Here is a 25,033-nt window from a genome sequence, read left to right on the forward strand (position 1 = left end):
TTTTCTATGTTCTTGTTCTTATAAGTTCCTAGTAAGTAAACTATTTTATTTGATGTTTCAGGCTAAAAAATTTGCCCCATTTTACGCTAAAGTTTATTGCCCTCGAACAATTTTACATGCATTTCCTTTGCATTACCTTAAATAACTTGCGAAAAACAAGTAATATATTGCGTTTTTATCTTTAACAGATGTATAATACAGGTAAATTTATGCGTTTTATTGTAGTTCTCTATTTTTGAACATATGGAATTCTATACAGTCCACAGGATATGAAATTTTTTCTCGGGAGGTTTGGCATGCAGATCATAACCAATCAGTTTCAAAAAGAATTAAAACAGCACGGCAATGAACAGTTTCCATTCCTGGTCAGCTACCAGAAACTTTCAGAATATGAGTCTGGTTCCTTTATGTGGCACTGGCACCCGGAAATAGAGATTACTTATGTGCAAAAAGGCACTATGTGCTACAAGGTCAACCATATGGTTTACCACTTAAAAGAAGGAGATATTGTATTTAACAACTCCGGTGCCCTTCACTCTGGCACAATGGAAAATCAGAAGGACTGCGCTTATATTCCTGTAACCTTTGATTCCAGGCTGATTTATGGATTTTTCCAAAGCACTGTCAACAGCAAATATGTAGATCCTGTCATTCAGGATTCTATGCTCCCTGCCATCTGTATCGACCAGAGTGAGCCCTGGCACAAGCCTTTTCGCGAATATCTTCTCCGCATTATTGATCTGGATGAAAAGAAACCGGATTTTTATGAGCTGGACATTACCATCTGCCTGCAATCCATGTGGCGGCTTCTTCTGGAGCATATTACCTACGAACCCCAGGCTTCCAGGGAAAACTCTCTGGAATACGACCGAATCAAGAAGATTCTGTCCTACATAGAAGAAAATTATCAAAATAAGATCACCTTAAATGACATCGCCGGACACATCCACCTGTGTGAAAGCGAATGTACCCGGCTTTTTAAACGTCATATGAATACTACCTTGTTTGCCTTTTTGCAGGAATATCGGATCGAGCGCAGCCTGGAGTTTTTGCAGGATGACCAGCCTGTCAGCGCGGTAGCTGACAAGGCTGGATTTTCAGACCCCAATTATTATTCCAAAGTTTTTGCCAAAATAAAGGGATGCAGTCCCCGGGAATATCGAAATCATAGATTTTAAGTTGAACTGGTGGTTGCTAACTTATTTTCCAATTATTGCACTAATATCTGATATAATATGATCGGTGAACCGTCGGTGGGGATTCCGGATGCCCAGGCGGTTCCGGATTTAACCCTCTGTCTGTTAAAGCAGTACATTTCTTTAATACCGTAATTTACATAAGCAACATACCATATAAAAATTCCCATCCAGATAACAGGAAAATCTGAATGGGAATTTTTTATAGCATATTCTCTTTTTCTTCCGGATAAGCCACTCCCTCTGGAAGAGGATCCCACTCGTTCAGACCAAGCTCTGTTTGAATTTCGCCTGTTCCAATGTAAGCTTCGGGGTATCCTCCTGCAGATATTCCATCAACTCATCAATTCCCTCTCTGGTCACATTATTCACCATAAAAATGCGTTCACATCCAGCGTTGATCAGCCATTGTCTCACCATAGGGATATTGGCATATGGTGAATCAATTTTTGTGATAATGCCAATAAGAGGACGAAGGATAAAAGAGCGGCAGCTTGCACCAAACAGATTAAATGGCTCATCTGCAGCCTGCACAATTGCCACCACATCTGCCTCAAAGGAAAAACATGCAAGTCCTACACTGAATCTTTTTGACTCTGCATACTCCCCCGGAGAGTCAATGGTATCGTCATTGGAATTGGTATATTGTGTTTTTATATAATGAAGCTCCTCGCCTTTTAGTGCCTGCGTCAGTGAGGTCTTGCCGGCCTCACTTCTTCCCATCAAAAAAATTTTCTTCATCGAATTGTATTTCCCCTGTTTTCAATAAACCTTACTTGTAAAAATACAGCAGTGCAGTATTTTTACATTTGCATATCATAATATCGTATCCATAAGCTGCTATTCCCGCAGCCATAAGGTATCTGTCAGCTTCTGTGAACCGCACATGTTTTAAAGCCTAACTCTCTGTCAAAGAAACGTACGACCTCTTCCACAGCAGTCTGCACCTGGGACAATCCTCCTGTAATGATCAGAGAACCGCAAAAACGATCCATAAACCCGATCTGTACATCTGCACTCTTCATGGCAACATCTGCAGCTACCACAACCGCTTCCCAGGGAGTAAAACGGATCAGACCAATGGATTCTCCTGTGTGGTCTTCCCCCTCATGAACTCCAATATGCAGTCCCAGATTTTCATAAATACAAGATTGGGAAGGACTGATCACATGGGCAAGACAAACTTCCTTTCCCGGTACACGCACACGAGTCATACGAAGCTTCTTCCCCTTCAGATGTTCATAATCATCATGGAATAGCATTTCCAGCAGCTCTTCCTTCGTTATTCGCTCCATGCTTCTACTTCCTATCGTTTCGTAATATTGCAGACCACATATCCCAGAGAATCCCGGAAATAATTTACGATCTCAGTCATTGCAGACATTACATCAGAAATCTCTCCTGTAATGATCAAAGTCCCTGTAAACCGGTCTGCAAATCCAAGATAAACATTACCGCTCTTCACCGCAATATCAGAAGCGATAACTGCGGATTCCGGAGGTGTCATATTCATGATTCCAATTGCAGAGGAACGATAATCCAGCTGCGGATTCAACCCAAGCTTCTGATAAATGATCGGTGCCGGTCCTCCCATTACATGGGCAAAAGTAATCTCCTTACCAGCCACAGTCTCCTGCACGATTCTGATCTGTTCTCCATGTTCATTCGCCATTTATATGAATGCCTCTCTTTCAAAAAAATATCTTCACGTTATATTTGATTTTACCATTTATGAGAGCAAATAGCAAGCAAAACCAACATATCAGTCAAAATTCCTAAACATTTTTCGAGAAAAAGTGTGGTTTCTTGAACATTATGGCATTAAATGCCTTTAAAATAGTCAAAAATAAAATAGTGACAGATAATCCGCAGTGTGATAAAATAATTTTCGCTTCCAGAGTATGTAAAAAAATGCAATCTGCAAAATGTGCGTTATATTTTGTGGGAATGATTTTTCAAACAGACTCTGACACACTCTAATATGTAAGTAATTTAGTAACACTTTTTATTTACGATTTCTATATTTCTCAATAAGGAGTTTTTTATGGAAAAAGATATGACAAAAGGCCGGCCTTTGCCGGTAATCCTGAAATTTATGCTTCCTCTTATTATTGGAAACATTTTTCAGCAGCTCTATAATATGGCAGATACGATTATTGTAGGACGCTATGTAGGCGCGGATGCCCTTGCGGCAGTCGGATCCACCGGAACGATCATGTTTCTTACTGTGGGCTTCTCGCAGGGAATCACAGCTGGTTTCTCCGTACTCACCGCTCAGCGCTTCGGAGCCAAAGATACCGAAGGGGTAAAGATCAGTGTAGCTAACGGAATTCTTCTTTCCCTGATTTTTACCGTAATCATCAGTTCTTTAAGTTTGCTGGGCATGCGCCCTCTTCTGAAGCTGATGAACACACCTGACAACATTTTTCAGGATGCATATACCTACATTATGATCATCAGCGCCGGAATCATCGCCACTATTTTTTACAACCTGTTTTCCTCTTACCTGCGTGCAGTTGGAAACAGTAAGATTCCGCTGGTATTTCTTGTATTTTCCGCAGCTTTAAATGTAATTCTGGATCTGGTACTGATTATCAATTTTAAAATGGGCGTTGCCGGAGCAGCATGGGCAACCATTATTTCTCAGGGCGTTTCCGCAATACTCTGTTTGGTCTACATCTATATACGTATGCCTTCTCTTGCCCCAAACAGAAGACATTGGAGGCTTCACGGCCAGGAGAGCCGTAACCAGCTGGCTATGGGAATTCCTATGGCATTGCAGTTTGCAATTACAGCTTCCGGTACTATGGTCATGCAATCTGCCATCAATCTTTTCGGTTCCGATGCCGTTGCCTCTTTTACGGCAGCCAGCAAGGTGCAGAACCTGGTAACCCAGGGAATGATGGCTATGGGACAGACTATGGCGACATATAGTGGACAGAACTTCGGAAAGGGTGATATCAAGAGAATCCGCCAGGGTGTTAAAGCGTCTCTGGAAGCTTCTGTTGTATATGCTCTTGCAGCAGCCGTGCTGGTTTGTATTCTTCTGAAACCAGCTCTTGGACTTTTCTTCACTGGAAATGTGGATATGAACAGCATGCTTCCATGGGCAAAAACTTACATTTATATGAGTGTGATCTTTTACATTCCTTTAAGCAGTATTTTCGTATTCCGAAATACCATGCAGGGCTGCGGATATGGATTCCTGCCTATGATGGGTGGTGTTTCTGAATTGGTTGCACGTCTGGTTGTAGCAATGATTTCCATGGCGGTAGGAAGTTATGCACTTGCATGCTTCTGTGACCCGGCAGCGTGGGTTACAGCAGCAGTATTTACCGGTGTTTCCTATCTTTTTGTCATGAAAGATATCCGCAGGAAATACGAAAGACCGGAAACTGCTACTTCCGAAAAATAATCATTTCGGATGCGCATGGCAATCTTCTATGCGTTTCGTAAACGCCAAAAAACAAATCATATACTAAAAGGAGATGTTTCGATTATTTCGGACATCTCCTTTTATGGTTACCGGCCAGCTTTCTCCGGTAATTATTTTACAAAAGCTCACCTGCAAACAATAACATTTAATTGTCTAATGAAAATATATATTCCAATGGAAGCAAATGTATTTCCTCATATACTGCCTTTTTATCCTCTTCAACGCCTCTTCCATTTCCGCTTTGAGCTGGTACTTTAATACGAAATGCCGGCTGTTTTTTCGTTTGAATATAGTATTGTTCCGGGGTTCCCATTCCCTTAAATTTTTCCCTGGCCGATTCGGTCATCTGTTCCCTTTCCAGATGATAGGAAGAAGATTTCTGCATATGTCTTGCCAGCCGGTAGGATTTCGGAAGACTTCCCACTCCCTGCTGACAGTGATAATAAATGATTTCCCTTCCGGATTGAGCAAACGTCAAAAGTCCTCTTCCATCATATTCCTGAATGATCCGGATCAATGCCTTTGTCTCATTCTCGCTGGCTGGTTCCTCTCCCATACGTGAACGGATATAATGAACCGTTGGAAAATTATGTGAAATATCCATTCCACGGGCATTATATCCAAAATCCTCAGCAGGAATGCTTTGCATACGAAGCATTTGACGGTAAACTGGATTTCGAATAGCACCAAAGCCATTCTGGCGGATTTCATAACCATCCGGGTTTAAAATCGGAATCAGACAGATCCTTATTTTATCAAGGAGTTTTTTCACTTCATAAAATTCATCCAGCTTCCAGCCGCATTCGTAGGCCCTGCAGTATTCTCCTGCCATTTTCAGAAGAAGTTCCGGCAAAAGAGCCTGAGTTCCATTAATTCCAGCCACACAGAAGATCATCTGTGCGCCGGTGCCAACTTCCAGCATTGGGATCATTCTCTCGTCATGACTGTTTCCAATCACGCGAAACTGGCAAAAGCTGCTGTAGCGTCCAGCTATTTCCCATAAAGAATAATATATGTTTTCAAATGACAGCGATGTTTGTACCATATCTGCATCTGTCGGTTGTACTTTCTTTTGTATATTTACTTTCGGCATGTCACTGACAGCCGTTTTATTCTGTGGGAACAATTCTTTTCTGACTGACAATACGCTTTCTGACAACATATTTTACCTCCTGCAGCAGGAAAAAACTCAGGCGGCATTTCATCTCTAGAGCGTGTTTGAAAAATCATTCCAACAAAGTGTAACGTACATCTTGCAGAAGGCCTTTTTTTACACGCTATAGCCTGTCCCCCCGCTGCCTGTATTATTATATGCAAAAAGGCAGGTCAAAAGACCTGCCTAATGTATGTTTCTTATTATTTTGCTGTCAGAAAAACTTCTGATCAAAATGCATGGTTATTCATATGCCATAGATTTTCTTAGATTTCTTTTTTTCTCTTTCTGACGATAACATAACCTCCAGCTACCAGAGAAAGACTTGCAAGCATCATCATAGTGGCAATCGGAGAGTTATCGGCTGTTCTCGCGTTTGTTGCAGATGTAGAACCGGTATCGCTGTCTGTTCCGTCATGGTTCTCTGCATCATCGCCATCTGTTCCATCTCCATCGCCGCTACCTGTTCCGTTATAATCATAACCGCCGGAACCAGAACCGGCTGTTGCAGTTGGCGTGATTGTGCCGGATGGAGTTACTGTGAAGTCGATTGCCTTGGACTTAAATTCTGTAGGGAGAGCTTCCTTCACGCCGGTAGCTTCCCATTCGGATCCATTGTATATGTACTTCTGGAAGAAGATATACATTCTAAAGGTCTTCGCCTGCTTGATACCATTTACATTTCCGATAGACCAGCTCTTCTGATATCCGGTGTCAATGTTCTTCGCGGACATGCTCCAGCCATACGGGATCCACTTGGTATCACCTTTGATCGGGTTTGTATTGTCAGTTCCGGCGCCAGTTACTGTGAAATTGTACATCTGCTTCGGGTAGAATGCCAGTGCTTTTTCAAGACCTGTTACCTTGCTTTCGCTGACAGACGGGTTAATGGTTGCACGAGTAGTTGGCGTCGGTGTAGTAGTAATCGGAGTTTCTGTGGGAGTGCTTGCTTTCGCCTTTAATGTAAGTACAAGTGGCGCAACTGCTTCAAGTCCCTTGGAATCCTCAGCATATACAACTACTTTAATGGCTGTATCATAAGCTACATCTGTCAACTGTACACTTGCAGAGCTTGCAATATCTCCAGAGCTCTTATAATTGCTCTTTACTGCTTCGAATCCAGGTGTAGAATCAGATTTCTTCACCCAGGTCACATAATATCTTCCTCCAACACCAGCATCATTGGTATGGAAGGTCAGATCAACAGTATGCTCATACGCCTTATTCCAGGAAATAGAATCTGCGGTCAGCGTCATAGTACTAACAGGAGCTGTAACAGACTCAAGTGCTCCAGTCTGGTTGTTAATGGTATACTCTGTAGTGTCCAGATAATGAACATGTGCCAGAATATTCTCCATAGTAGTAAGTGCAGTACCATTCGCATCCGTACCGACCTTTACAATAATCTTTCCGGCAGCTGCGTCACTTCTTCTTACCTGAAGGTCTGCTGTTTCAGCAAGCTGGCCAATTGCTGCGATACATGCGTTATCACCGCCTAAAACAATACTGTTATCATTAAGACCATCGTCCTTGTTATCCTTTACAATTACGGCGCCGGAAACACGGATCTCGCCCAGACTGTAAATAGCTCCACCTGTAATTTCAGCAGCTTCATTTACAATACCTTCAGACTGGTTTCCTGTGATAGTACCACCTGCCAGTCCGATGCTTCCGCCAGAATTACAGATTGCAGCTCCCGGCGCACTGGTTCTGTTTCCTGTCAGGGTTACACCATCGGACAATCCGAAGTAACCGCCCTCCACAGAAATAATGGAGCCTGTTGCATCCCCCTGGTCAAGTGCTCCTGTTACAGTCAGACTTAAAACAGTCTCACCCTCCTTGCCTGTACCAAACTGGAAAGAAGTGGACTCATCTTTTACTTTAAACATATCTCCTAAAAATCCGGCTGCACGTTTAATAGTAGTTCCATCCGCAGCTGCTGCAATAGAGATATTCTTATTCTGATCGATCACAACAGTCTCACTGATCTCTACAGTTCCGGTTACAAGGATCTGGGTAACTTCACCATCCTTGCCAATATTAACCGGGGCTGCCGCAATTGCCTCTGCTAATGTGGAATAGGATGTCTGGGTTCCATCTGCTGCCTTCAGGATAATCTGACCAGTGGTCTCAGGAGTAGGGGTAGCACTCTCCTCTTCCTCCAAAGTCAGCTCAGCAGTATCTCCGCTGTTAAAGCCATCATCCACAACCGCATCCGCTGCCTGAGCTGGTTCTGCTGCCGGTGTGTCTGCAGCTGCCTGGGTTGGTTCTGCTGCCGGTGTATCTGCAGCTGCCTGGGTTGGTTCTGCAGTCGGCGTATCTGCTGCCTGTGCAGGTTCTTCCACAGGTGTATCTGCTGCGGCATCTGAAATATCCTGCACTGGTTCAGCTGCTGCTTCTCCTTCTTCTGACTCTGCGGCAACAGCTACTGTGTCCTCTATTGTCACGGTCTGGGTATCTGCCTCTGCAAATGCCATTGTCACCGGAGACATTCCGGCTGCAAGGCTTCCCGCCATAATGAATACCAAAAGTTGCTTTTTCTTCATTTTAAAAAGTCCTCCTTATAAATGAGTCCCCCATATTAAATATTAACATCGAAGTCTAGTATAACATATCTCGGTTCAAAAATCAAACCTAAGGACGAATCTGTCCGTTTCCATAAATGATATATTTTGTGGAAGTAAGTGCCAGAAGTCCCATGGGGCCACGGGCATGAAGCTTCTGGGTGCTGATTCCGATCTCGGCACCAAAACCAAACTCAAAACCATCCGTAAATCTTGTAGAAGCATTCACATATACAGCAGCTGCATCTACTTCATCCAGGAATTTCTGGGCATTGTTGTAATCTCTGGTAATAATTGCCTCTGAATGGCCTGTATTGTAGCGATTGATGTGGCGAATCGCTTCATCTGCAGATCCAACTACTTTTATAGAAAGTATATAGTCCAGATATTCTGTACCCCAGTCTTCCTCAGTGGCAGTGACTGCGTCTGGGATCAAAGCCTTCGCTTCCTCGTCAGCACGCATCTCCACATTCTTTGTCCGAAGGCGCTCTGCAAGAACCGGAAGGAAAGCATCCTTCACTTTCTCATGCACCAGAAGAGACTCACAGGCATTGCAGACACCCACCCGCTGTGTCTTGGCATTCATCACAATGTCTGCCGCCATCTGAAGATCTGCGCTCTCATCCACATAAATATGGCAGTTTCCGGTACCAGTTTCGATTACAGGAATCGTGCTGTTATTTACTACTGCTTTAATAAGACCTTTGCCTCCTCGTGGAATCAGTACATCCACATATTCATTCATCTTCATGAATTCTCCGGCAGTCTCTCTTGAAGTATCAGAGATCAGCTGGATCGCATCTTTCGTAATTCCATTCTCATCCAGGGTTCTGCGGATGCAATCCACAATAGCAGTATTGGAATGGATGGCATCACTACCACCCTTTAAGATCACCACGTTGCCAGTTTTAAAGCAAAGGGCAAAAGCATCTGCTGTCACATTTGGTCTTGCCTCGTAGATGATTCCGATCACTCCAAGAGGGACTCTCTTCTGTCCAATGAGAAGTCCGTTGGGACGTTTTTTCATCCCGGTCACTTCCCCGATAGGATCTTCCAGTGCCACAACCTGACGAAGCCCCTCTGCCATGCTTGCAATTCTGGCTTCTGTCAACATCAGACGGTCCACCAGTCCTTCTGGCATCTGATTCTTCCAGCCATTCTCTACATCAATGGCATTTGCTGTAAGAAGTGCTTTCGAATCTGCAACAAGGCTGTCTGCAACAGCCTCCAGAACCTGATTTTTCTTAGCTGTATCAAGGTTTCGAAGAACGATTTCTGCCTCTTTGGCATTCCTGCCAAGAGTTTCCAGCATTTCATTCATTTATAAGTCCTCCCTCCGGTAAACTTTACTCTGTGTCACAATGATCTGAGGACAAATGTCCGTAGGTTCTGTGGGCACCAGATCAAGGATCTGAAAATCAAAAGCCACTGCCAGTCTGGTAATATCAGGATGTTTTTCTAAAAAGCGGTCATAAAAGCCGCCGCCATATCCCACTCTGTTGTTCTCAGGATCAAAAGCTACACCAGGCATGACCATAAGAGCATCCTCCCACTTCACGATCTCGCCTCTGACAGGCTCCGGAATTCCAAAATATCCAGGCTCTAGCTGAGAAAAATCAGTAAGGCGGTAAAAAACCATATCCTTTCCCACAACCTTCGGGACTGCCACTTCTTTTCCTGCTTTCCAGGCTTCCTCAATGATATATCTGGTCATTACTTCATGATTGTAATCTGCATAAGCCAGAATATGCTTAGCCTTCACAAACTCTGAGAGTTTCAGCACCTGATCTGTAATCTGATGGCTCCATTCTTCTACCTGCGCATCGCTGCACTGCTTTCTGGCTGCAAAAATCTGCTTTCTAATGAGTCTTTTTTCTTCCATATCTTTCTCCAAGATTCACAACCGTACCATCGGCTTCCTTTACATCAATATTATCCAGCTGATTTCTAAGGTTCATCTTAATGGTGGCAATATACTCCTTGCGCAGCTCTGCCTGTTCTTTTTTCTCTTCTTCTGTAAGGCCTACACTCTGTGCCTTATGGTGAAGGGTGTTGATTCTGTCGATTTTTGTGCTGTCCATAATATACTCCTCCTGAGAATGTTCTGTGTAATTTTAATTTATACAAAAACTTAAAGCAATTGTAACTGTGAAGATACTGAACAGTTACAGCAATTTTTCAATATAATCGATCAGGAAAAACTCTTCCTTTTTCTTTCCAACAAACAATGTACCGCAGGGGTCGCCCTCCACAATGCGGTGAATATTATGAAAATCGCCGCCATTGGCAATTACCATGTCGGTACCGGCAGCTGTGGCAATTCTGGCAGCTGTAAGCTTGGTAGCCATTCCTCCAGTGCCCACTTTGCTTCCGGAGGAGCATTTTCCCATGTTAAGAAGTTCATCGTCCAATGTTTCTACCGTGTCAATAAATTTCGCATCTGGATTTGTATTCGGATCATCTGTAAAAAGTCCGTCTATGTCTGACATAAGGATCAGAAGATCTGCCCCTATAAGAGCAGCTACCACTGCAGAAAGGGTATCGTTGTCTCCGAATTTTTCCAGAGACTGAAGCTCATAGGTGGAAATAGAGTCATTCTCATTAACAATAGGGATCACACCCATGGATAAAAGCTCATTAAACGTGTTCTCTGCATTTTTGCGGTTGGCGTTGTTTACCATGGTATTTTTGGTCATCAGGATCTGACCTGCCATCTGATTGTATTCTCCAAACAGCTTCTGGTAAATCATCATAAGTCTGGCCTGTCCAACCGCTGCACACGCCTGCTTCTGACGAGGCTCCTGTGGCTTCTCTTTAAATCCAAGAGCTGCTGCTCCAACAGCGATGGCTCCTGAAGATACCAGAACCACATCCTTACCCTGATTTCGAAGATCGCCCAATTCCCTTACCAGAATCTCCAGTTTCCGAAGATTCAGCTTGCCAGTTTCAGCATGGGTAAGAGAGGAACTTCCAATCTTGATTACAATACGTTTTTTATCTTTCAGTCTTTCCCGATCATTCATTTTATTTGTCAACTCCGTTATTATGTTTCCATGTAGTTTTTCATACATATCAATTTCTTATCTTACATCATTTTTTTCATTTCGTCCATGGTTTCAGGTAAACAGTTCTCAATTTCAGAAAAATTTCACATTTTAACGTGTAGAATTATTGTTTCTGTAAGATATTGCATAGTCTGAAAGAGCTCTACCGTGTTTTGATCGTCCTATCACTTTTGCAAATCAAGTCAAAACGCGTTCTTTTGCATCATGCGCTGGTGCAGACAGGCTCTAGCGCATGTTTTTCACGTAAATACAAAAGAGGAACGCCTTATCTTATGACGTCCCTCTCCATTTTTAATTTATTTTACTGTAAAGACACAGAACCTACAGAATCATTCAGCACGATCTCGACCCATGTTTTTCCAGGATTCAGCTGAATCTCCTGATTATTGGAATCATAATAATGAGTGATTCCCCACTGGGAATCCTTTGTCCAGTGGATGTCGATTGCCTTGCCTCTGGTGATGTATTTGCCCTCACCTCCGGACTGGGTATCTACGTTCAGATAACCATTTGGATCATATGGAACATAGTTGGAATACTGTAAAATAATATTCTCACATGTCAGCTGATTACCTGTGTTCTGGTCAATATGCGGTGCATTAAACTGGAAGCGGCTGTACTCCTTAGTCTCTGCATTGTACTCAAACCACGGATGGTTATAGGCGAAATTATCAAGCTTCACAACATTTGCAGAAACTCCGTCATCCAGGGTTGTCTCAGTTCCTTCCGGTGCAAACTGGAAATGACCATTATAGTCCTCTTTATAATCCTGGCTATAGCCCTGGCTCTGGATTCCTGCCTGAAGATGGGAGAAATCAGTGTAAGCATTGTGCGGTGCTACACGGTCAGTGCTGCGATAGTAAGCATTTCCAAGGGTAAGTCCGTTCAGATTGTCGATCAGGTGCTGGTCCAGATACTGAAGTGCATATACAGCCTGTCCATAATGAGAATAGATGGCATCATACTCATTTGCATAGAACAGGAAGTAATCACGGCAGCTTCGCACAGAACCGATCCTTGGAATATTGTCATAGTCCTCGATGATCGCCATGAGACGGGTGATGCTTCCCTCTACCGGTGCTTCATAAATGACTCCTGCGTTCTCAGTTCCGCTCTGTGGAGCGCCATTGGTATCGTTGCCAAGCATAACTGCGATGGGACGTCTGTGGCCAATGCCGACAGATACATCCTCTCCGGTAAGATAACTCTTCACGGTATCTGTCCCGGCTTCCTCTGCCTGTACCGCTACTGTGGATCCTGCAAGTGCGCAGGAAAGCAACATTCCTGTGAGAAGTTTAAATATTTTTTTCTTCATGTCTTCTCCTCCTTATGCATATATATTTAACCTTCTAACTGAACAGAAACTGCAGAAACCGCCACTTATAAATACATCCGGAATGGTAATGCCACCTGCTGATGACATCACCTTATATGAAAATCAGTCGCTTTGCAACTGCCATCCGGAACTTTCATAGTAACTTATTCACGGCAAACGTTACTGTTCACTCCGTTCACAGTAACGCGCTTCGCGATGCACAGAAATCATGCTTTGCATGATTTCGCGCCGCAACTCTCGGGTTTTCTGTGAACTTTGTTCACAAAAAACACCTCGCGGAACGTTACCAGTGAACAGTAACCGGCAAACAGCAAAAGCCTCTCCAGCTATAGGGTCATGCACAAAAAAATTTAACGGGTAATTCCAAGTTCCTCCAGTGCCTTCGCCTGGCGTGCTTCCATATCTGCGGCTTCCTCCGGAGTCATGTGATCGTATCCCAGAAGGTGTAGCATACTATGTGCAACTAGGAAGCAAAATTCCCTCTTTACACTGTGTCCATACTCTTCTGCCTGGGCAGCAGCACGTTCTGCAGAAATCATAATATCTCCCAGAAGAAGCTCTCCACTGTCAAGATCAAAGCAGGACTCATCATCTTCAGCCACAGAATAATCTGCCGGTGTTTCAAATGGCAGCATTGGAAAAGAAAGAACATCAGTAGCTCTCTCAATGCCACGGAACTCTGTATTTACCCTTTTAATCTCTTCATTATCTGTGAGAACCAGATTTACCTGTGCATCCCATGGACATTTCTCCATGTCAAGCACCTTCTCTGCAACCATCTTCGCAAGCGCCGGACAGTCAAGTCCAAGGTCAAAATCGGTCTCGCATTCGTATTCTATTGTTACCAAAACTTATTCCTCCTGTATGACATCTGCCTGATTTCTCAAACAGGCGACACCATATGTTCAATTTTACTATTTTGTTTGAATTATTCTGTAAAATTCACATTTCAGTTTCAAATTAATCTTCCCACAGGATATTGATTGTCATTTACTGAAAATTTTGTCCTGGCTTCCCAATTACCGGCTTGTCCGCCGAACTGCCCGCTTCTGGGTCTTTTCCTGGGCTTTCGCTTCCTCTTTCTCAAATGCTTTAACAATGTCCTTCACGATCTTGCAGCGGACAACATCACGGTTCGTCAGGGAAATAGTAGCAATATCGTCTACATTTTTCAAAATAGAAGCACACTTCTGAAGTCCGGAATCCGTCTCTTTGGAAAGGTCGATCTGTGTTACATCGCCGGTAAGAATCATCTTAGAACCAGTACCAATACGGGTAAGTGCCATTTTCAAAATAGGAAGTGTGGCATTCTGGCTCTCATCAATGATGATCATACTGTTATTCAAAGTACGGCCTCGCATATATGCAAGAGGTGCAACCTCAATGATTCCCCGTTCTCTTAACTTCGCAGCCTGATCCGGCCCGAATACGTCATTTAGTGCATCGTAAAGTGGCTTCAGATAAGGATCAACCTTCTCCTGTAAATCTCCCGGGAGGAAACCAAGCTTCTCGCCCGCTTCAATGGCCGGACGGCTGAGAATGATTCTCTCAATCTCGTCATTCCGGTACAGCTCTGCCGCATAAGCAACTGCCAGGTATGTTTTACCTGTACCGGCAGGTCCGATACAGATAGTAACCGTATTGTTCTTCAAAGCAGTGATATAATTTTTCTGTCCGATTGTCTTAGTTCGAATTGGAATATTCTTATAATTCAAAGTCACTGCATCCCCCAGCACCTTGCGGGTGCTGTCTGCAATATCCTCCTCGCTGTCATCCTCTTCCTCGGTCTCATCCAGAAAACGATGGATCATATCCACGGAAAGCTGCTGCTGTTTTTCAAGAGCTTCCTTCATGGCTTCAATAATATTCACAGCTGAATGTATCCTGCCGTCATTAGTCCCACTTACGGTAATGCAGGAATTTCTCTGGGTAATGGATACGCCAAGACGATTCTCAATCACCTTGATCAGCTTATCATTGATTCCAAAAAGCTCCTGTAAAATATCTAATGAGTCAATCTCTATATTCGTGGATTTCAAAAACTGCTCCTCCTTGTGTCTGTTCAAAAATATCTCTGGGTAAAAGTATACCACTCTAAAGATTGTTTTTCAACACTTATGATTCCTGACTGAATTCTATATTCTGCTTCTTTCCGCTTTTTTCGTCTACTGTCAATGTACCCTGCACAGTACAATTTGTACTGTCAAATGTGACTGACAACCGAGAATCTGCAATCCGGATTCCTTTATTCAGAAGTTTTTGTTCATATATTCTCAGCTGCTGTACTGCTTTCTTCTGAGCCTGTTCTTTCGTGTAAACTGTGCTCTGTATCTTATAAGGTGTTCGGGTGATTTTTCCCAGGGAAAAAGGAAGGACGAAATTCTCGGTAAGTTTCCAAGGGATTTCTTCCGTTGAGGTTATATATCTGGATTTTTTTCCTGTATCTGCGCCAAAAACGAAGTCACCAACACGAAAATACCAGCTGGTTTTTGAAGTGCCGCTTTGAACCTTTTTTTCATAGGAAAGGGGGACCTCCTGATAATAGGCAATCTGATGACGCACATAGATGTCTGCGTCTGCCGGAACGTATTCCACACGTACAACTTCCTGACTGTCGTTCAGGATCGGCACCTCGCCAGATACCAGAATATCACCCTGTTTGCAAATGTCTCCAGTTTTAACAAGTGGAGTTCCATTTCTGATAACCATATTCACAATTTTTCCATCCAGGTCGGAAATCAGATTGCATGGGGAGTTGGTTTGCTGGATATCTTCTGTGAGGTTTTCTTCCTGAATGGTAAGAAGAAGCCGGGTACCCTGAACCCTGGCAGAAACAAAAGTAATATCCGGGTAGTTTTTCCTGAGAAGGTCGGCAATCCGGGTACAGTTAACCTGATTTTTACGGATCCCATGAGTAATTCCCTGCTGGTCCAGAAATTCCAGAAGCTGAGGGGTGGAATTTTTTACATTTCCATCAATGTGGATATTCCAGATGTGGCCAGAGAGCCAGAGCAGCAAGACCACACAGAGAAGGAACCCGGCTGTAAAGCACTTGCGTTTTTGGATTCTGAGCAGCAAAAACGGCAAACCTATTTTTTTCAGAATATGGATACGGACTCTGGTCTTTCTATGTATGGGAAGGAGTTTTCGGAAATCATTTATGGAAATGCGAGTTGTTATGTTTTTTTCTGACAGATAACGGATTCTTTCCAAAGAGACAGCTCTGGCGTGGCACAAATTCAGGAAGCGTTCCAGCTGGTCACCGGATACTGAAAGTTCTAAAAATCCATGGAGTATTTTTTCGGGGTTATTCATTTTAATCTCGCCTCCATTTATATTGGATTTACGATGTACTGCCGGACGGCAACCGAATTTAGGTGAAATATACCGCAAACCGGAGCTTGCAGACTGCGGGAATGATTTTTCAAACACGCTCTAACATTACCGACAAAATCTGCCCTTTTATTTCCATTTCCCAAGTAGTGTAATGAAATATTTCCAGATTTTTCCCTTGAAGGATCACGCGTCCCTGGCAGGTAACCACGATTAATTTCTCGCTTGTATAGGATAAGATGCTTTTATAATTTTCAATCTGTACCTGCGACGGTCCGGTAATCGTTATAATAGGGGCTTTACAGGACAGGTCACCAGGAAGTTCCATAGCTGTCATAAAACGTTCTGATACAGACATAAAAAAAGCCTCCCGGTCTTTATCTCTAGCTTATGCGGGAGGTTTTCTTTTCATTCTGATTTACAGTTAACAGATCACGCTCTCTGGCGAAAAAGCACCAGAGAAAACCACAGAATGGTATTTCCGCCAAGATTATATTCCATGGAATGATGCTCTACCAGCTCATTTACCACTACACCGTGACTTTCCAGGCAGGGATGCATTTTCTCAGGGAAGCGACAGGGCTTTCCGTCTAAATAGGCACAATGCTCGCAAAGATCGCAGGATTCAGTGGACAGGGTAAATGTCTCAAATCCCTCCCCTTTTAAAAATCCGGCTACCTCTGTAGTCAGCTCCTCGTGAGCATCTCGGGTGGCAAGCATTTCCGCCATGTTCATCACATCAGAAACCTCTGCCACACTGGAAAAAAGAATTCCATTTGGATAACTGTGGATTCGCTTCCCACATTCTTCCAGGCTGCCCACAGCAGGGGGACAAGCCCAGGTGGTGCCATAGCGCTCACACTCCTGTTTGCAGATGATCCGCACCCGCTCCCTTACCTCTATTTCAGCAGTATCCACAAGGCGGTATTCATAAATGGGATACTGAGATATAAATTCTTCAAAACGATCGGTATTTAACATGTTATTCCTCTTTCGAATTATTTATTGCTATTTAGCCCGCCAAGGGGGATCCTTTCAGCGTTCTAAATATCCAAAATACTTAATCTATCAAATCCTGCTCTGCAAATAAACTGGATACCACAGACGAATACTCTGACAGATGCTGGGATTTCTTGATTTTCTTGGCATATTTCTCATAATTTGTAAAATTAACGGCCATATAGCTCCATAATTCTTTCATACGGAACAGCACATTCCGTTCGCCGGAAAGAAGTTCCCGATACTCTTCGAAAAGACAATCATGGAATTCTCTTACTGTCTTTTTATTCGGACGAATGCCTTCCCGGATCTCAGTTACCAGCCCCGGATTCGTGATCAGCCCTCTTCCATACATGAAGCAGCAAGTGTCTGGAAAACGCTCTGTAATCCGCTTATAATCAGCTGCAGAAAACAGATTCCCATTATAGCAAAGTGGCATTTTCAGACGGTTTACAGCCTTCTCATAAGCTCCGAGCCGCGGCACTCCGCGATACATATCTGTCTGAATCCTTGGGTGGATGATCAGTTCATGAATGGGATATTTTTCATAAATGGCCAGCAGATACTCCCAGTCTTCCTCGTAGTGAGTTCCAATTCTGGTCTTTATGGAAATTTTCATATCAAGTTTCGAAAAAATCTGATCCAGGAACTGATCCAGCTTCTGGGGCTCTGCCAGAAATCCGGCACCCTTTCCCTTCGCTGTAACTGTTCCAGAAGGACAACCAAGATTCAGGTTCACTTCCTGGTGTCCGTAATCATCTTTCAAAAGCTGGGCAGTACGGATAAAATCATCTGCATTGCAGGTCAGGATCTGGGGAACCACGTACATTCCCTCATTCCGCTCCGGTGACACCTCGCAAATTTCCTGGAAGCTCAGGTTTTTCTTCGGCTTGGCAGAAATAAACGGAGTAAAATATTTATCCATGGGATGATAAAACCGGTGATAAGTCCGGCGGTATACAAAGTTTGTCACGCCCTCCATAGGGGCCATGTAGTCTTTCATTTATATCCTCGCATGTCTTTTTATTCAAATCAAGGGGGGGATTTTCTCAGCTGCTTTATTCAGAGCTTTCACCATGCAAAAAATCCCTTAAATTCTTCGAGAAACTTCTTCATTTTCTTTTCCTCCCTTGGTTTGATATAGCCAATTATACACGTTTCTCTATTTTTAGACAATGCCCTCTTAAGTGTCTGCTGCTATTTTTTTCTAAAATTTATACAAAAAAGAACTTTACCCCTAAATCTGGCAGTGCACGGCAGCCATCCATTTTCGTTTGCTATTAGCAATACAAATGTCTTTCCCGAAAATACATTTTTGTCTTGCACTCTGTTGTAGTACTGTGATAAAATAAACAGGATTTTAGCATAAACCTATTGGTTTGGCATTTTGAGAGAAAGAAGGCTTACTTACGATGAATTTTTCCAAAAGACTGAATTTATTTGGAGATGAAATTTTTGCCGCGCTCAATGAAAGGCGGCTTGAACTTGAGAAACAGGGAAAGAAGATCTACAACATGAGTGTTGGAACGCCGGATTTCCATACACCGGATCATATTAAGAAAGCACTGATGGAAGCTGCTGCTGACGATCAGAACTGGCGTTACAGTCTCCGCGATCTGCCTGAGCTTCTGGATGCGGTCTGTGCATATTACAAGAAGCGCTTCCATGTGGAAATCACACCGGATATGGTAATGTCCGTTTATGGCAGTCAGGAAGGCATGGGACATCTTGGCATGACTTTATGCGACGAGGGAGACGTGGTTCTTCTTCCAGATCCGTGCTATCCGGTTTTCGCAGCAGGAAGCAAATTAGGAGGCGCGGTTCCTTACTACTATCCGCTTGTAGCAGAGCATGATTTCCTGCCATATGTAAAGAATATTCCGGAAGATGTGGCTCGCAAGGCCCGTTACATGGTAGTCTCTCTTCCATCCAACCCGGTAGGCAGCATTGCTACACCAGGACTTTATGAAGAAATTGTTGCATTTGCAAAAAAATACGATATTTTAATTATCCATGACAATGCATACAGCGACATTATCTTTGATGGCGTGGAAGGTGGAAGTTTTCTTGCCACTCCTGGTGCGCGGGAGGTTGGTGTTGAATTTTTCAGCCTTTCCAAATCCTTTAACGTAACCGGCGCCAGAATCAGCTTTCTCATTGGAAATCCAGAAATCATCTCTGCTCTTAAAAAGCTTCGCAGCCAGATCGATTTCGGTATGTTCCTGCCAATCCAGAAAGCTGCTATCGCTGCCCTGGAGGGACCTCTGGACAGCGTAAAAGAACAATGCAGACAATACCAGGCACGCCGTGATGCTCTATGCGACGGACTTGCTTCCATTGGCTGGGAGAAGCCAAACGGCAAAGGAACTATGTTCGTATGGGCAAAGCTTCCGGGAAAACGCACGGACAGCATGGCATTCTGTATGGAATTAATGGAAAAAGCCGGTGTCATCGTTACTCCTGGCGCAAGCTTTGGTCCTCATGGGGAAGGATATGTGCGCTTCGCGCTGGTACTTCCACCAGAGAAAATCAAAGAGGCTGTGGAATCTATCCGTACAAGTGGAATTTAAGTACCACTTCCAAATTTATCTTCAAATATATTGCAAGCTTTAACAAACCGTACACCACACGTTTTGCGCGTTATGGCAGCAATCACCAGAAACTTACACAAACGTCGGCTTTAGGTTTTGACTGATTGCTCGTGTAAACTAATAAACTCCCGGATGTTAGCTGCCTCGAACATGCTCTAACATCTGGGAGTTCTTGTGTCTGTAATTATCATTTATGGAACTTTACAAAAATGAAATCTCATTATTTATGATAAGGCTCATGATTCATAATCCGATATCCCCTGTAAATTTGTTCCAACAGAATCATCTGCATCAATTGATGCGGAAACGTCATTCTTGAAAAACTGAGCTTATAATCTGCCCGTTTCAAAACAGCATCAGAAAGCCCAAGTGATCCTCCGATCACAAAGGCAATGCTGCTTTTTCCCTGAACGCCTAATCTGGCAATCAGGTCAGAAAGCTCTACAGAATCCAGCATTTTACCCTCTATAGCAAGTGCAATCACATAATCTGTATCGCGAATATGGCTAAGAAGCCGATTGCCCTCCGTCTCTTTGATCTGACGGTTCAGCGCATCGGAAGCTTTATCCGGAGTCTTCTCATCTGGCACCTGGATAAAATTCAACTTACAGTAGCGGCCAAGGCGCTTGGCGTACTCTGCAATTCCATCATTCAGGTATTTCTCTTTAATTTTTCCAACTGTGATAATACGAATTTCCATTTACACCTCAAAGTCCATTGCTACACGGTCGCATACATTTGGTCTTACGTAAGTGTCCGCAACATGAACATGATTCGGATTTACTGCATAGGCAGCCAGTGCCTCAGCGCTCTCCAGCTCAGTGATCAGGCACAAATCACGTGTGCTGGATGGAAGAAGGTCTGTAACAACCTCTGCCTTAATGAGCCCTGGCACAACACCAACCAGACCTTCAAGATGTTCTTTGATCTGTGCTTTTAATTCAGGCTTCTTCTCCTCAGGAATCTCTTCTTTAAATGACCACATTACCATATGTTTTACCATTTTTATTGTCTCCTTTACATGTATTATATTTTCTTAACTATTACTCCAATTCATACTTCTGATAATCCGTCCTCATAGTTTATTTTAAACGTATTTAGACAGGCTCTGTGCTATTATTCATATACAAATTTTCATAACATGAATTAATTTCCTATAAATGTTCTTCCACATATGTCTGGAATTCCTCCATAGACATAAGTACCTTACGTGGCTTGGTGCCCTCTTCCGGTCCTACAACCCCTGCATCGCACAGCTGGTCCATAATACGGGCTGCGCGGTTAAATCCAATCTTATACATTCTCTGCAGCATACCGATGGAAGCCTTTTCCTTCTCAATAATGAACTTACCCGCCTGCTCGAAATAGACATCCCGCTCATTGCCGCCGGAGCTTCCGCCAGCTGTAAGAACCGCATTGTTCATCTGCTGTTCAATCTTATTGTCGTAATCTGTCCGTGGATTTTTATCTGCAAGGAAATCCACAATATTACTGACTTCGTCATCTGAAACAAAGGCTCCCTGCAGTCTGGCAGGCTTCTGGTAGCCCTGCGGATAAAACAGCATATCTCCTTTACCAAGAAGCTTCTCTGCGCCGTTCATATCCAGAATGGTTCTGGAATCCACACCGGAAGTAACTGCAAAGGCAATACGTGACGGCATGTTCGCTTTAATAAGACCGGTAATAACATTGACAGACGGTCTCTGGGTAGCAATAACCAGATGGATGCCTGCAGCACGGGCCAGCTGGGCCAGACGACAAATAGCGTCCTCCACATCCCCTGGTGCAACCATCATAAGGTCTGCAAGCTCATCTACGATAATGACGATCTGACACATTTTCTCAGGGCGCTGCTCTCCCTCCGGGAACTTCATCTTCTCAATCTTGCGGTTAAACTCTTCCAGATTTCGTACCCCATACTCTGCAAAAGTATTGTAACGGTTACTCATCTCATTTACTGCCCAGTTCAGAGCCCCCGCAGCTTTCTTCGGATCTGTGACAACCGGAATGAACAGATGCGGGATACCATTATAAACACTAAGCTCTACCACTTTCGGGTCAATCATGATCAGCTTAACCTCGTCTGGCTTGGCTTTATATAAAATACTGATAATAAGTGTATTGATACAAACAGATTTACCAGATCCGGTGGAACCTGCGATCAGAAGGTGGGGCATCTTGGCAATATCTGCCACGATCGTCTTACCCTCAATATCTTTACCAGCAGCAAAAGCCAGCTTGGATTTGGCATTCATAAACTCCGGGCTCTGGATCAGATCACGGAGCATAACCGCACTGTGTTCTTTATTTGGTACCTCGATACCTACAGCTGCTTTACCCGGGATCGGAGCTTCGATACGGATATCCGGCGCGGCAAGATTCAGCTTGATATCATCAGAGAGACCTACGATCTTGCTTACCTTTACACCCATTTCCGGCTGCAGCTCATACCTGGTAACTGTAGGTCCGCAGCTTACGTTTGTAACCTTGGCATTTACTCCGAAATTATACAGGATTTCCTGTAATTTCTGAGCTGTCTTTCGAAGATGGGAATCAGAATCTCCCTGGGATTTCCCATTTCCACGTTTCAGAAGATTCACAGGCGGATACTGATATTCCTTTTTCAGCGCCGCTTCCTGGGTTTTGATCTCATGCTGGATATTTACAATTCCGTTGGCAATCTCCTGCCTGGAAGACTTAGGATTCTTCGCCGACTGACGGGAAGTAGTTTCATCCGAAACTCCATTCCCCGCTGCCATTTCGTCAGAAGCTTCAGAAGAGTGGAAGCCAGAAGTTGCCGGAGATCCATGGGCAGCGCCACCTGCTGCGCCAGAAGTATCTCTCGTCAAAGCAACTGCATTCTGCATGGTAGCCATAGCTTCATTAAAATCCACTCCATCATAACTGTTTTCTTCTTCCTCTGCCTCAGCTGGTTGGTCACTGCTAACTGGATTTTTCATATAGACAGTACCGTCCTCTTCCGTGGTATCCTTTTCCATAGAATATGACGGTACAGGATCATCTTGTCCAGAGGAGGCGCTCGTATTCAGATCTGGCTCGTCTGACTGCTCTGGCTCAGAACGGTGAATTGCAAACTGCAGCTGTGTTTCCTCCTGTGATTCTCTGTCATCAATTGACAGATCATCATCCTGGACCCGATACTCACTGATATCCACATACTTTCCTGTATTAATCGGAAGATTCTGAGCAGAAGCACTCTCGGAAAATTCTCCATTCACTGTAGTCATATTCTCCAGTGATCCTGCATCTCCCGGATTCATGGCATTCTCTGGATTTAAAGGAAATTCCTGATCCACAGATTCCCCGCTTTCCTCGGAATTTCTATCTTCAAATAAATCTGTCCCTGCAAGAAAGCTTGTAGAATCCAGGTTTTCTCCTCTTCTGCCCCGGGTCTGGTTATTTCCACGCATTCTCATCCGGGAATTTGCCCTGGAATCATTTCCAGCTGTCCTGGAAGCCTTTTTCCCTTTCTGTTTGGCTGCCTTTTTCTCAAAACGGGATGGTTCTTCCACCATATCTGAAGCAATCCCTTCTTCGGCAAGTGCAGCCTCCAGCTCCTGCATCCTTTTCTCACGGCGCTCCTGGGCTGCCAGCTGGCGCTGCTGGACTTTCAGCTGCTTCTTCAGCTGACGCTCCGGTGCTCCCTCCTGATAGAGCGCCTGCTGCCCCTTCACAGCTTCCAGGATCTTATCATAAACCTTATACAAAAATCCCAGGAAAGAATGCTGCGTGATCAGGATCAAACATACCAGGATCACAAGTACAATGATCACATAAGCACCGATGGTTCCAAATGCGGAGATTGTAGAAATACAGATTGCGCCTCCAATGGCTCCGCCACCAGTACGATACTCAGAACTGATCCTGTAATATTCTGCAAGAGTTGTACTTTCTGTATAGCCTTCTGTAAAAAGTTGTGCCAGTCCACAGCAGATCAGAAACAGAACTGCGGCGGCGGCTGTTTTTTTATAAGCAAGCACATTTCCCTTATTGGAGATCAGAAATGCTGCCATAATAAAAAGTACAACGGGAAAAATATAAGCCATCAGTCCCATTACTCCCATGAGTACCTTGCTGATGCTTCCTCCGACATTTCCACCAAGTCCGACACAACTTACCATAAGAATGATCGCTGCCGCCATCAGCACCAGAAGTATGATTTCCGTCTGAAAACCGCTGGATATTGACTGCTTTCCTGCTGTATTCTTTTTAGACTGAGTACGTGCGGAAGATTTTTTCTTCGCGGATGTACCACGTTTGGTTGTTGATTTCTTCGGCGTATTAGACGCTGCCATTAAAAAGTTCCCCCTTCATCAGGCAAATTTGTAACCGATCCGTGTTTCTGTAAGCTTTCCTGCCGGACAGTTATGCAAAATTGCTAATAAGCGCTATGGCTCCTGCCACAAAACAGTAAAATGCGAAATAGCGCAGTTTCGCATGCTGCAAAATGCGGAGCAGATTGCGTATCATAAAATATCCAACTACTCCCGCCACGATCATACCAAAGACATAGGTAAATCCAAGAGACACACTCATCTTTGGCGTGGTAAACTGTCCAAGCTCCAGAAAAAGAGAGCCCAGAACTGCCGGAATGCTGATAAGATAAGAATATTTCACTGCAAATTTCCTGCTGAAACCGCATAATAAGCCTGCACAAATCGTCATTCCACATCTGGATATACCTGGAAATACGGAAATCCCCTGACAAATTCCAATCCACATGGCATTGTCATAAGTCACATCTTTCGGTGTCTTGATTCCACCGATATTACTGAGGTCTGTCACAAGAAGAAACACTCCTGTCACAAGGATACATGCTCCTGGAAGAAGCGGGGAAATCGCCGCTCTTGTCACCAGTCTTCTGCAAATGTATCCAAGCAATGCTGTGGGAATAAATGATACAGCCATAATCGCTGTAAATTTACGGTATGTTCCGTGCACCACTCTGGCATAGTGGAGATTCTCACCGGTTTTCCTGTTGTGAAAATAGATATTTACATTCCCGATTATATCCATGATCATGCCCAGAAGCTCCTCTCCGATCCGGCGAAGATCCTCATGGAATGCAAAAAAAACTGCCACCATCGTGCCTATGTGAAGAAGCACTTCAAAAAGGACTGCAGTGTTTCGTGTAATTCCCATTGCATTTTCTATGGCTGCCAGATGTCCGAAACTGCTCACAGGAAGAAACTCCGTGATTCCCTGAACAATTCCTAATAAAATCGCCTGTAAAACTGACATATTCAATATTTCCTTTTCTTTGGGATAAGACGGGCCGCAAAAACCCGTCAAGCGTACCTATTATACCACAAAGCAGGCAAAGATACAACTTTAATCGA

The 25,033-nt window shown here is 43.8% G+C and carries 23 protein-coding genes; 3 read left to right on the plus strand and 20 right to left on the minus strand.

The genetic code is table 11. The annotated features are described in order from the left end of the window. Positions 1-296 precede the first annotated feature (296 nt). A complete protein-coding gene (locus tag DW904_RS05180) occupies positions 297-1,178 on the plus strand; it encodes an AraC family transcriptional regulator (RefSeq protein WP_118578380.1) in 882 nt (293 codons plus the stop codon). A 282-nt stretch (positions 1,179-1,460) separates the two neighbouring features. On the opposite strand, the gene DW904_RS05185 is transcribed toward DW904_RS05180, so the two are convergent. The 3 genes from DW904_RS05185 to DW904_RS05195 form a co-directional block, all read right to left on the minus strand. Next, positions 1,461-1,937: a EutP/PduV family microcompartment system protein gene (locus DW904_RS05185; RefSeq protein WP_347562028.1), complete on the minus strand. Its 477-nt coding sequence runs from the start codon at positions 1,935-1,937 to the stop codon at positions 1,461-1,463. Between the two features lie 125 nt (positions 1,938-2,062). Continuing rightward, positions 2,063-2,491, minus strand: a complete 429-nt coding sequence (locus tag DW904_RS05190) for a BMC domain-containing protein (protein ID WP_118578381.1) — start codon at positions 2,489-2,491, stop codon at positions 2,063-2,065. A gap of 11 nt (positions 2,492-2,502) precedes the next feature. Then, positions 2,503-2,868: a BMC domain-containing protein gene (locus tag DW904_RS05195; RefSeq protein ID WP_118578382.1), complete on the minus strand. Its 366-nt coding sequence runs from the start codon at positions 2,866-2,868 to the stop codon at positions 2,503-2,505. Between the two features lie 372 nt (positions 2,869-3,240). On the opposite strand from DW904_RS05195, the gene DW904_RS05200 reads away from it, so the two are divergent. Next, on the plus strand, positions 3,241-4,611 hold the full coding sequence (locus tag DW904_RS05200; protein ID WP_118578383.1) for an MATE family efflux transporter: 1,371 nt from the start codon (positions 3,241-3,243) through the stop codon (positions 4,609-4,611). Between the two features lie 166 nt (positions 4,612-4,777). Here the strand turns inward: DW904_RS05200 and DW904_RS05205 are convergent, their stop codons facing one another. The 13 genes from DW904_RS05205 to DW904_RS05265 form a co-directional block, all read right to left on the minus strand. After that, complete coding sequence (locus tag DW904_RS05205) at positions 4,778-5,794, minus strand: M14 family zinc carboxypeptidase (RefSeq protein ID WP_226814801.1); 1,017 nt, start codon at positions 5,792-5,794, stop codon at positions 4,778-4,780. A 257-nt stretch (positions 5,795-6,051) separates the two neighbouring features. Beyond that, positions 6,052-8,331, minus strand: coding sequence for a hypothetical protein (locus tag DW904_RS05210; RefSeq protein ID WP_118578384.1), 2,280 nt, complete (start codon positions 8,329-8,331; stop codon positions 6,052-6,054). Between the two features lie 88 nt (positions 8,332-8,419). Then, the gene (locus DW904_RS05215; RefSeq protein WP_187565669.1) at positions 8,420-9,670 is read right to left on the minus strand and encodes a glutamate-5-semialdehyde dehydrogenase; all 1,251 of its coding nucleotides are present in this window, start codon (positions 9,668-9,670) and stop codon (positions 8,420-8,422) included. After that, positions 9,671-10,231: a 5-formyltetrahydrofolate cyclo-ligase gene (locus DW904_RS05220; RefSeq protein ID WP_118578385.1), complete on the minus strand. Its 561-nt coding sequence runs from the start codon at positions 10,229-10,231 to the stop codon at positions 9,671-9,673. Then, positions 10,209-10,430 carry a DUF896 domain-containing protein gene (locus DW904_RS05225; RefSeq protein WP_118578386.1) on the minus strand — a complete coding sequence of 74 codons (222 nt, stop codon included), beginning with the start codon at positions 10,428-10,430 and terminating at the stop codon, positions 10,209-10,211. The genes DW904_RS05220 and DW904_RS05225 overlap by 23 nt, the downstream gene beginning before the upstream one ends. Positions 10,431-10,514: 84 nt before the next feature. After that, a complete protein-coding gene (gene proB, locus DW904_RS05230; protein WP_118578387.1) occupies positions 10,515-11,372 on the minus strand; it encodes a glutamate 5-kinase in 858 nt (285 codons plus the stop codon). 343 nt (positions 11,373-11,715) lie between these two features. After that, a complete protein-coding gene (locus DW904_RS05235; protein WP_226814800.1) occupies positions 11,716-12,729 on the minus strand; it encodes a DUF3048 domain-containing protein in 1,014 nt (337 codons plus the stop codon). Positions 12,730-13,100: 371 nt separating this feature from the next. After that, entirely contained in the window at positions 13,101-13,598 is a 498-nt protein-coding gene (ybeY, locus tag DW904_RS05240; RefSeq protein WP_226840922.1) for an rRNA maturation RNase YbeY, read from the minus strand. Between the two features lie 171 nt (positions 13,599-13,769). Continuing rightward, the gene (locus tag DW904_RS05245) at positions 13,770-14,789 is read right to left on the minus strand and encodes a PhoH family protein (protein WP_118578388.1); all 1,020 of its coding nucleotides are present in this window, start codon (positions 14,787-14,789) and stop codon (positions 13,770-13,772) included. A gap of 76 nt (positions 14,790-14,865) precedes the next feature. Next, complete coding sequence (locus DW904_RS05250; RefSeq protein ID WP_118578389.1) at positions 14,866-16,065, minus strand: sporulation protein YqfD; 1,200 nt, start codon at positions 16,063-16,065, stop codon at positions 14,866-14,868. Between the two features lie 109 nt (positions 16,066-16,174). Beyond that, a complete protein-coding gene (locus tag DW904_RS05255; RefSeq protein ID WP_118578390.1) occupies positions 16,175-16,441 on the minus strand; it encodes a YabP/YqfC family sporulation protein in 267 nt (88 codons plus the stop codon). 74 nt (positions 16,442-16,515) lie between these two features. After that, a complete protein-coding gene (locus DW904_RS05260) occupies positions 16,516-17,064 on the minus strand; it encodes a DUF2284 domain-containing protein (protein ID WP_118578391.1) in 549 nt (182 codons plus the stop codon). A 79-nt stretch (positions 17,065-17,143) separates the two neighbouring features. Further along, the gene (locus tag DW904_RS05265; RefSeq protein ID WP_118578392.1) at positions 17,144-18,085 is read right to left on the minus strand and encodes a tRNA-dihydrouridine synthase family protein; all 942 of its coding nucleotides are present in this window, start codon (positions 18,083-18,085) and stop codon (positions 17,144-17,146) included. Positions 18,086-18,494: 409 nt separating this feature from the next. Between DW904_RS05265 and DW904_RS05270 the strand changes: the two genes are divergently transcribed. Next, the gene (locus DW904_RS05270) at positions 18,495-19,652 is read left to right on the plus strand and encodes an aminotransferase class I/II-fold pyridoxal phosphate-dependent enzyme (protein ID WP_118578393.1); all 1,158 of its coding nucleotides are present in this window, start codon (positions 18,495-18,497) and stop codon (positions 19,650-19,652) included. 241 nt (positions 19,653-19,893) lie between these two features. On the opposite strand, the gene rlmH is transcribed toward DW904_RS05270, so the two are convergent. From rlmH to DW904_RS05290, 4 genes are all read right to left on the minus strand, one after another. Further along, positions 19,894-20,373, minus strand: a complete 480-nt coding sequence (gene rlmH / locus DW904_RS05275) for a 23S rRNA (pseudouridine(1915)-N(3))-methyltransferase RlmH (protein WP_118578394.1) — start codon at positions 20,371-20,373, stop codon at positions 19,894-19,896. Then, complete coding sequence (locus DW904_RS05280; RefSeq protein ID WP_118578395.1) at positions 20,374-20,676, minus strand: Dabb family protein; 303 nt, start codon at positions 20,674-20,676, stop codon at positions 20,374-20,376. Positions 20,677-20,827: 151 nt separating this feature from the next. Further along, on the minus strand, positions 20,828-23,989 hold the full coding sequence (locus DW904_RS05285) for a DNA translocase FtsK (RefSeq protein WP_118578396.1): 3,162 nt from the start codon (positions 23,987-23,989) through the stop codon (positions 20,828-20,830). 70 nt (positions 23,990-24,059) lie between these two features. Beyond that, on the minus strand, positions 24,060-24,935 hold the full coding sequence (locus DW904_RS05290; protein ID WP_118578397.1) for an undecaprenyl-diphosphate phosphatase: 876 nt from the start codon (positions 24,933-24,935) through the stop codon (positions 24,060-24,062). Positions 24,936-25,033 lie beyond the last annotated feature (98 nt).

The organism is Ruminococcus sp. AM42-11, assembly GCF_003480145.1.
GTDB classification, from domain to species: Bacteria; Bacillota; Clostridia; order Lachnospirales; family Lachnospiraceae; genus Blautia_A; species Blautia_A faecis.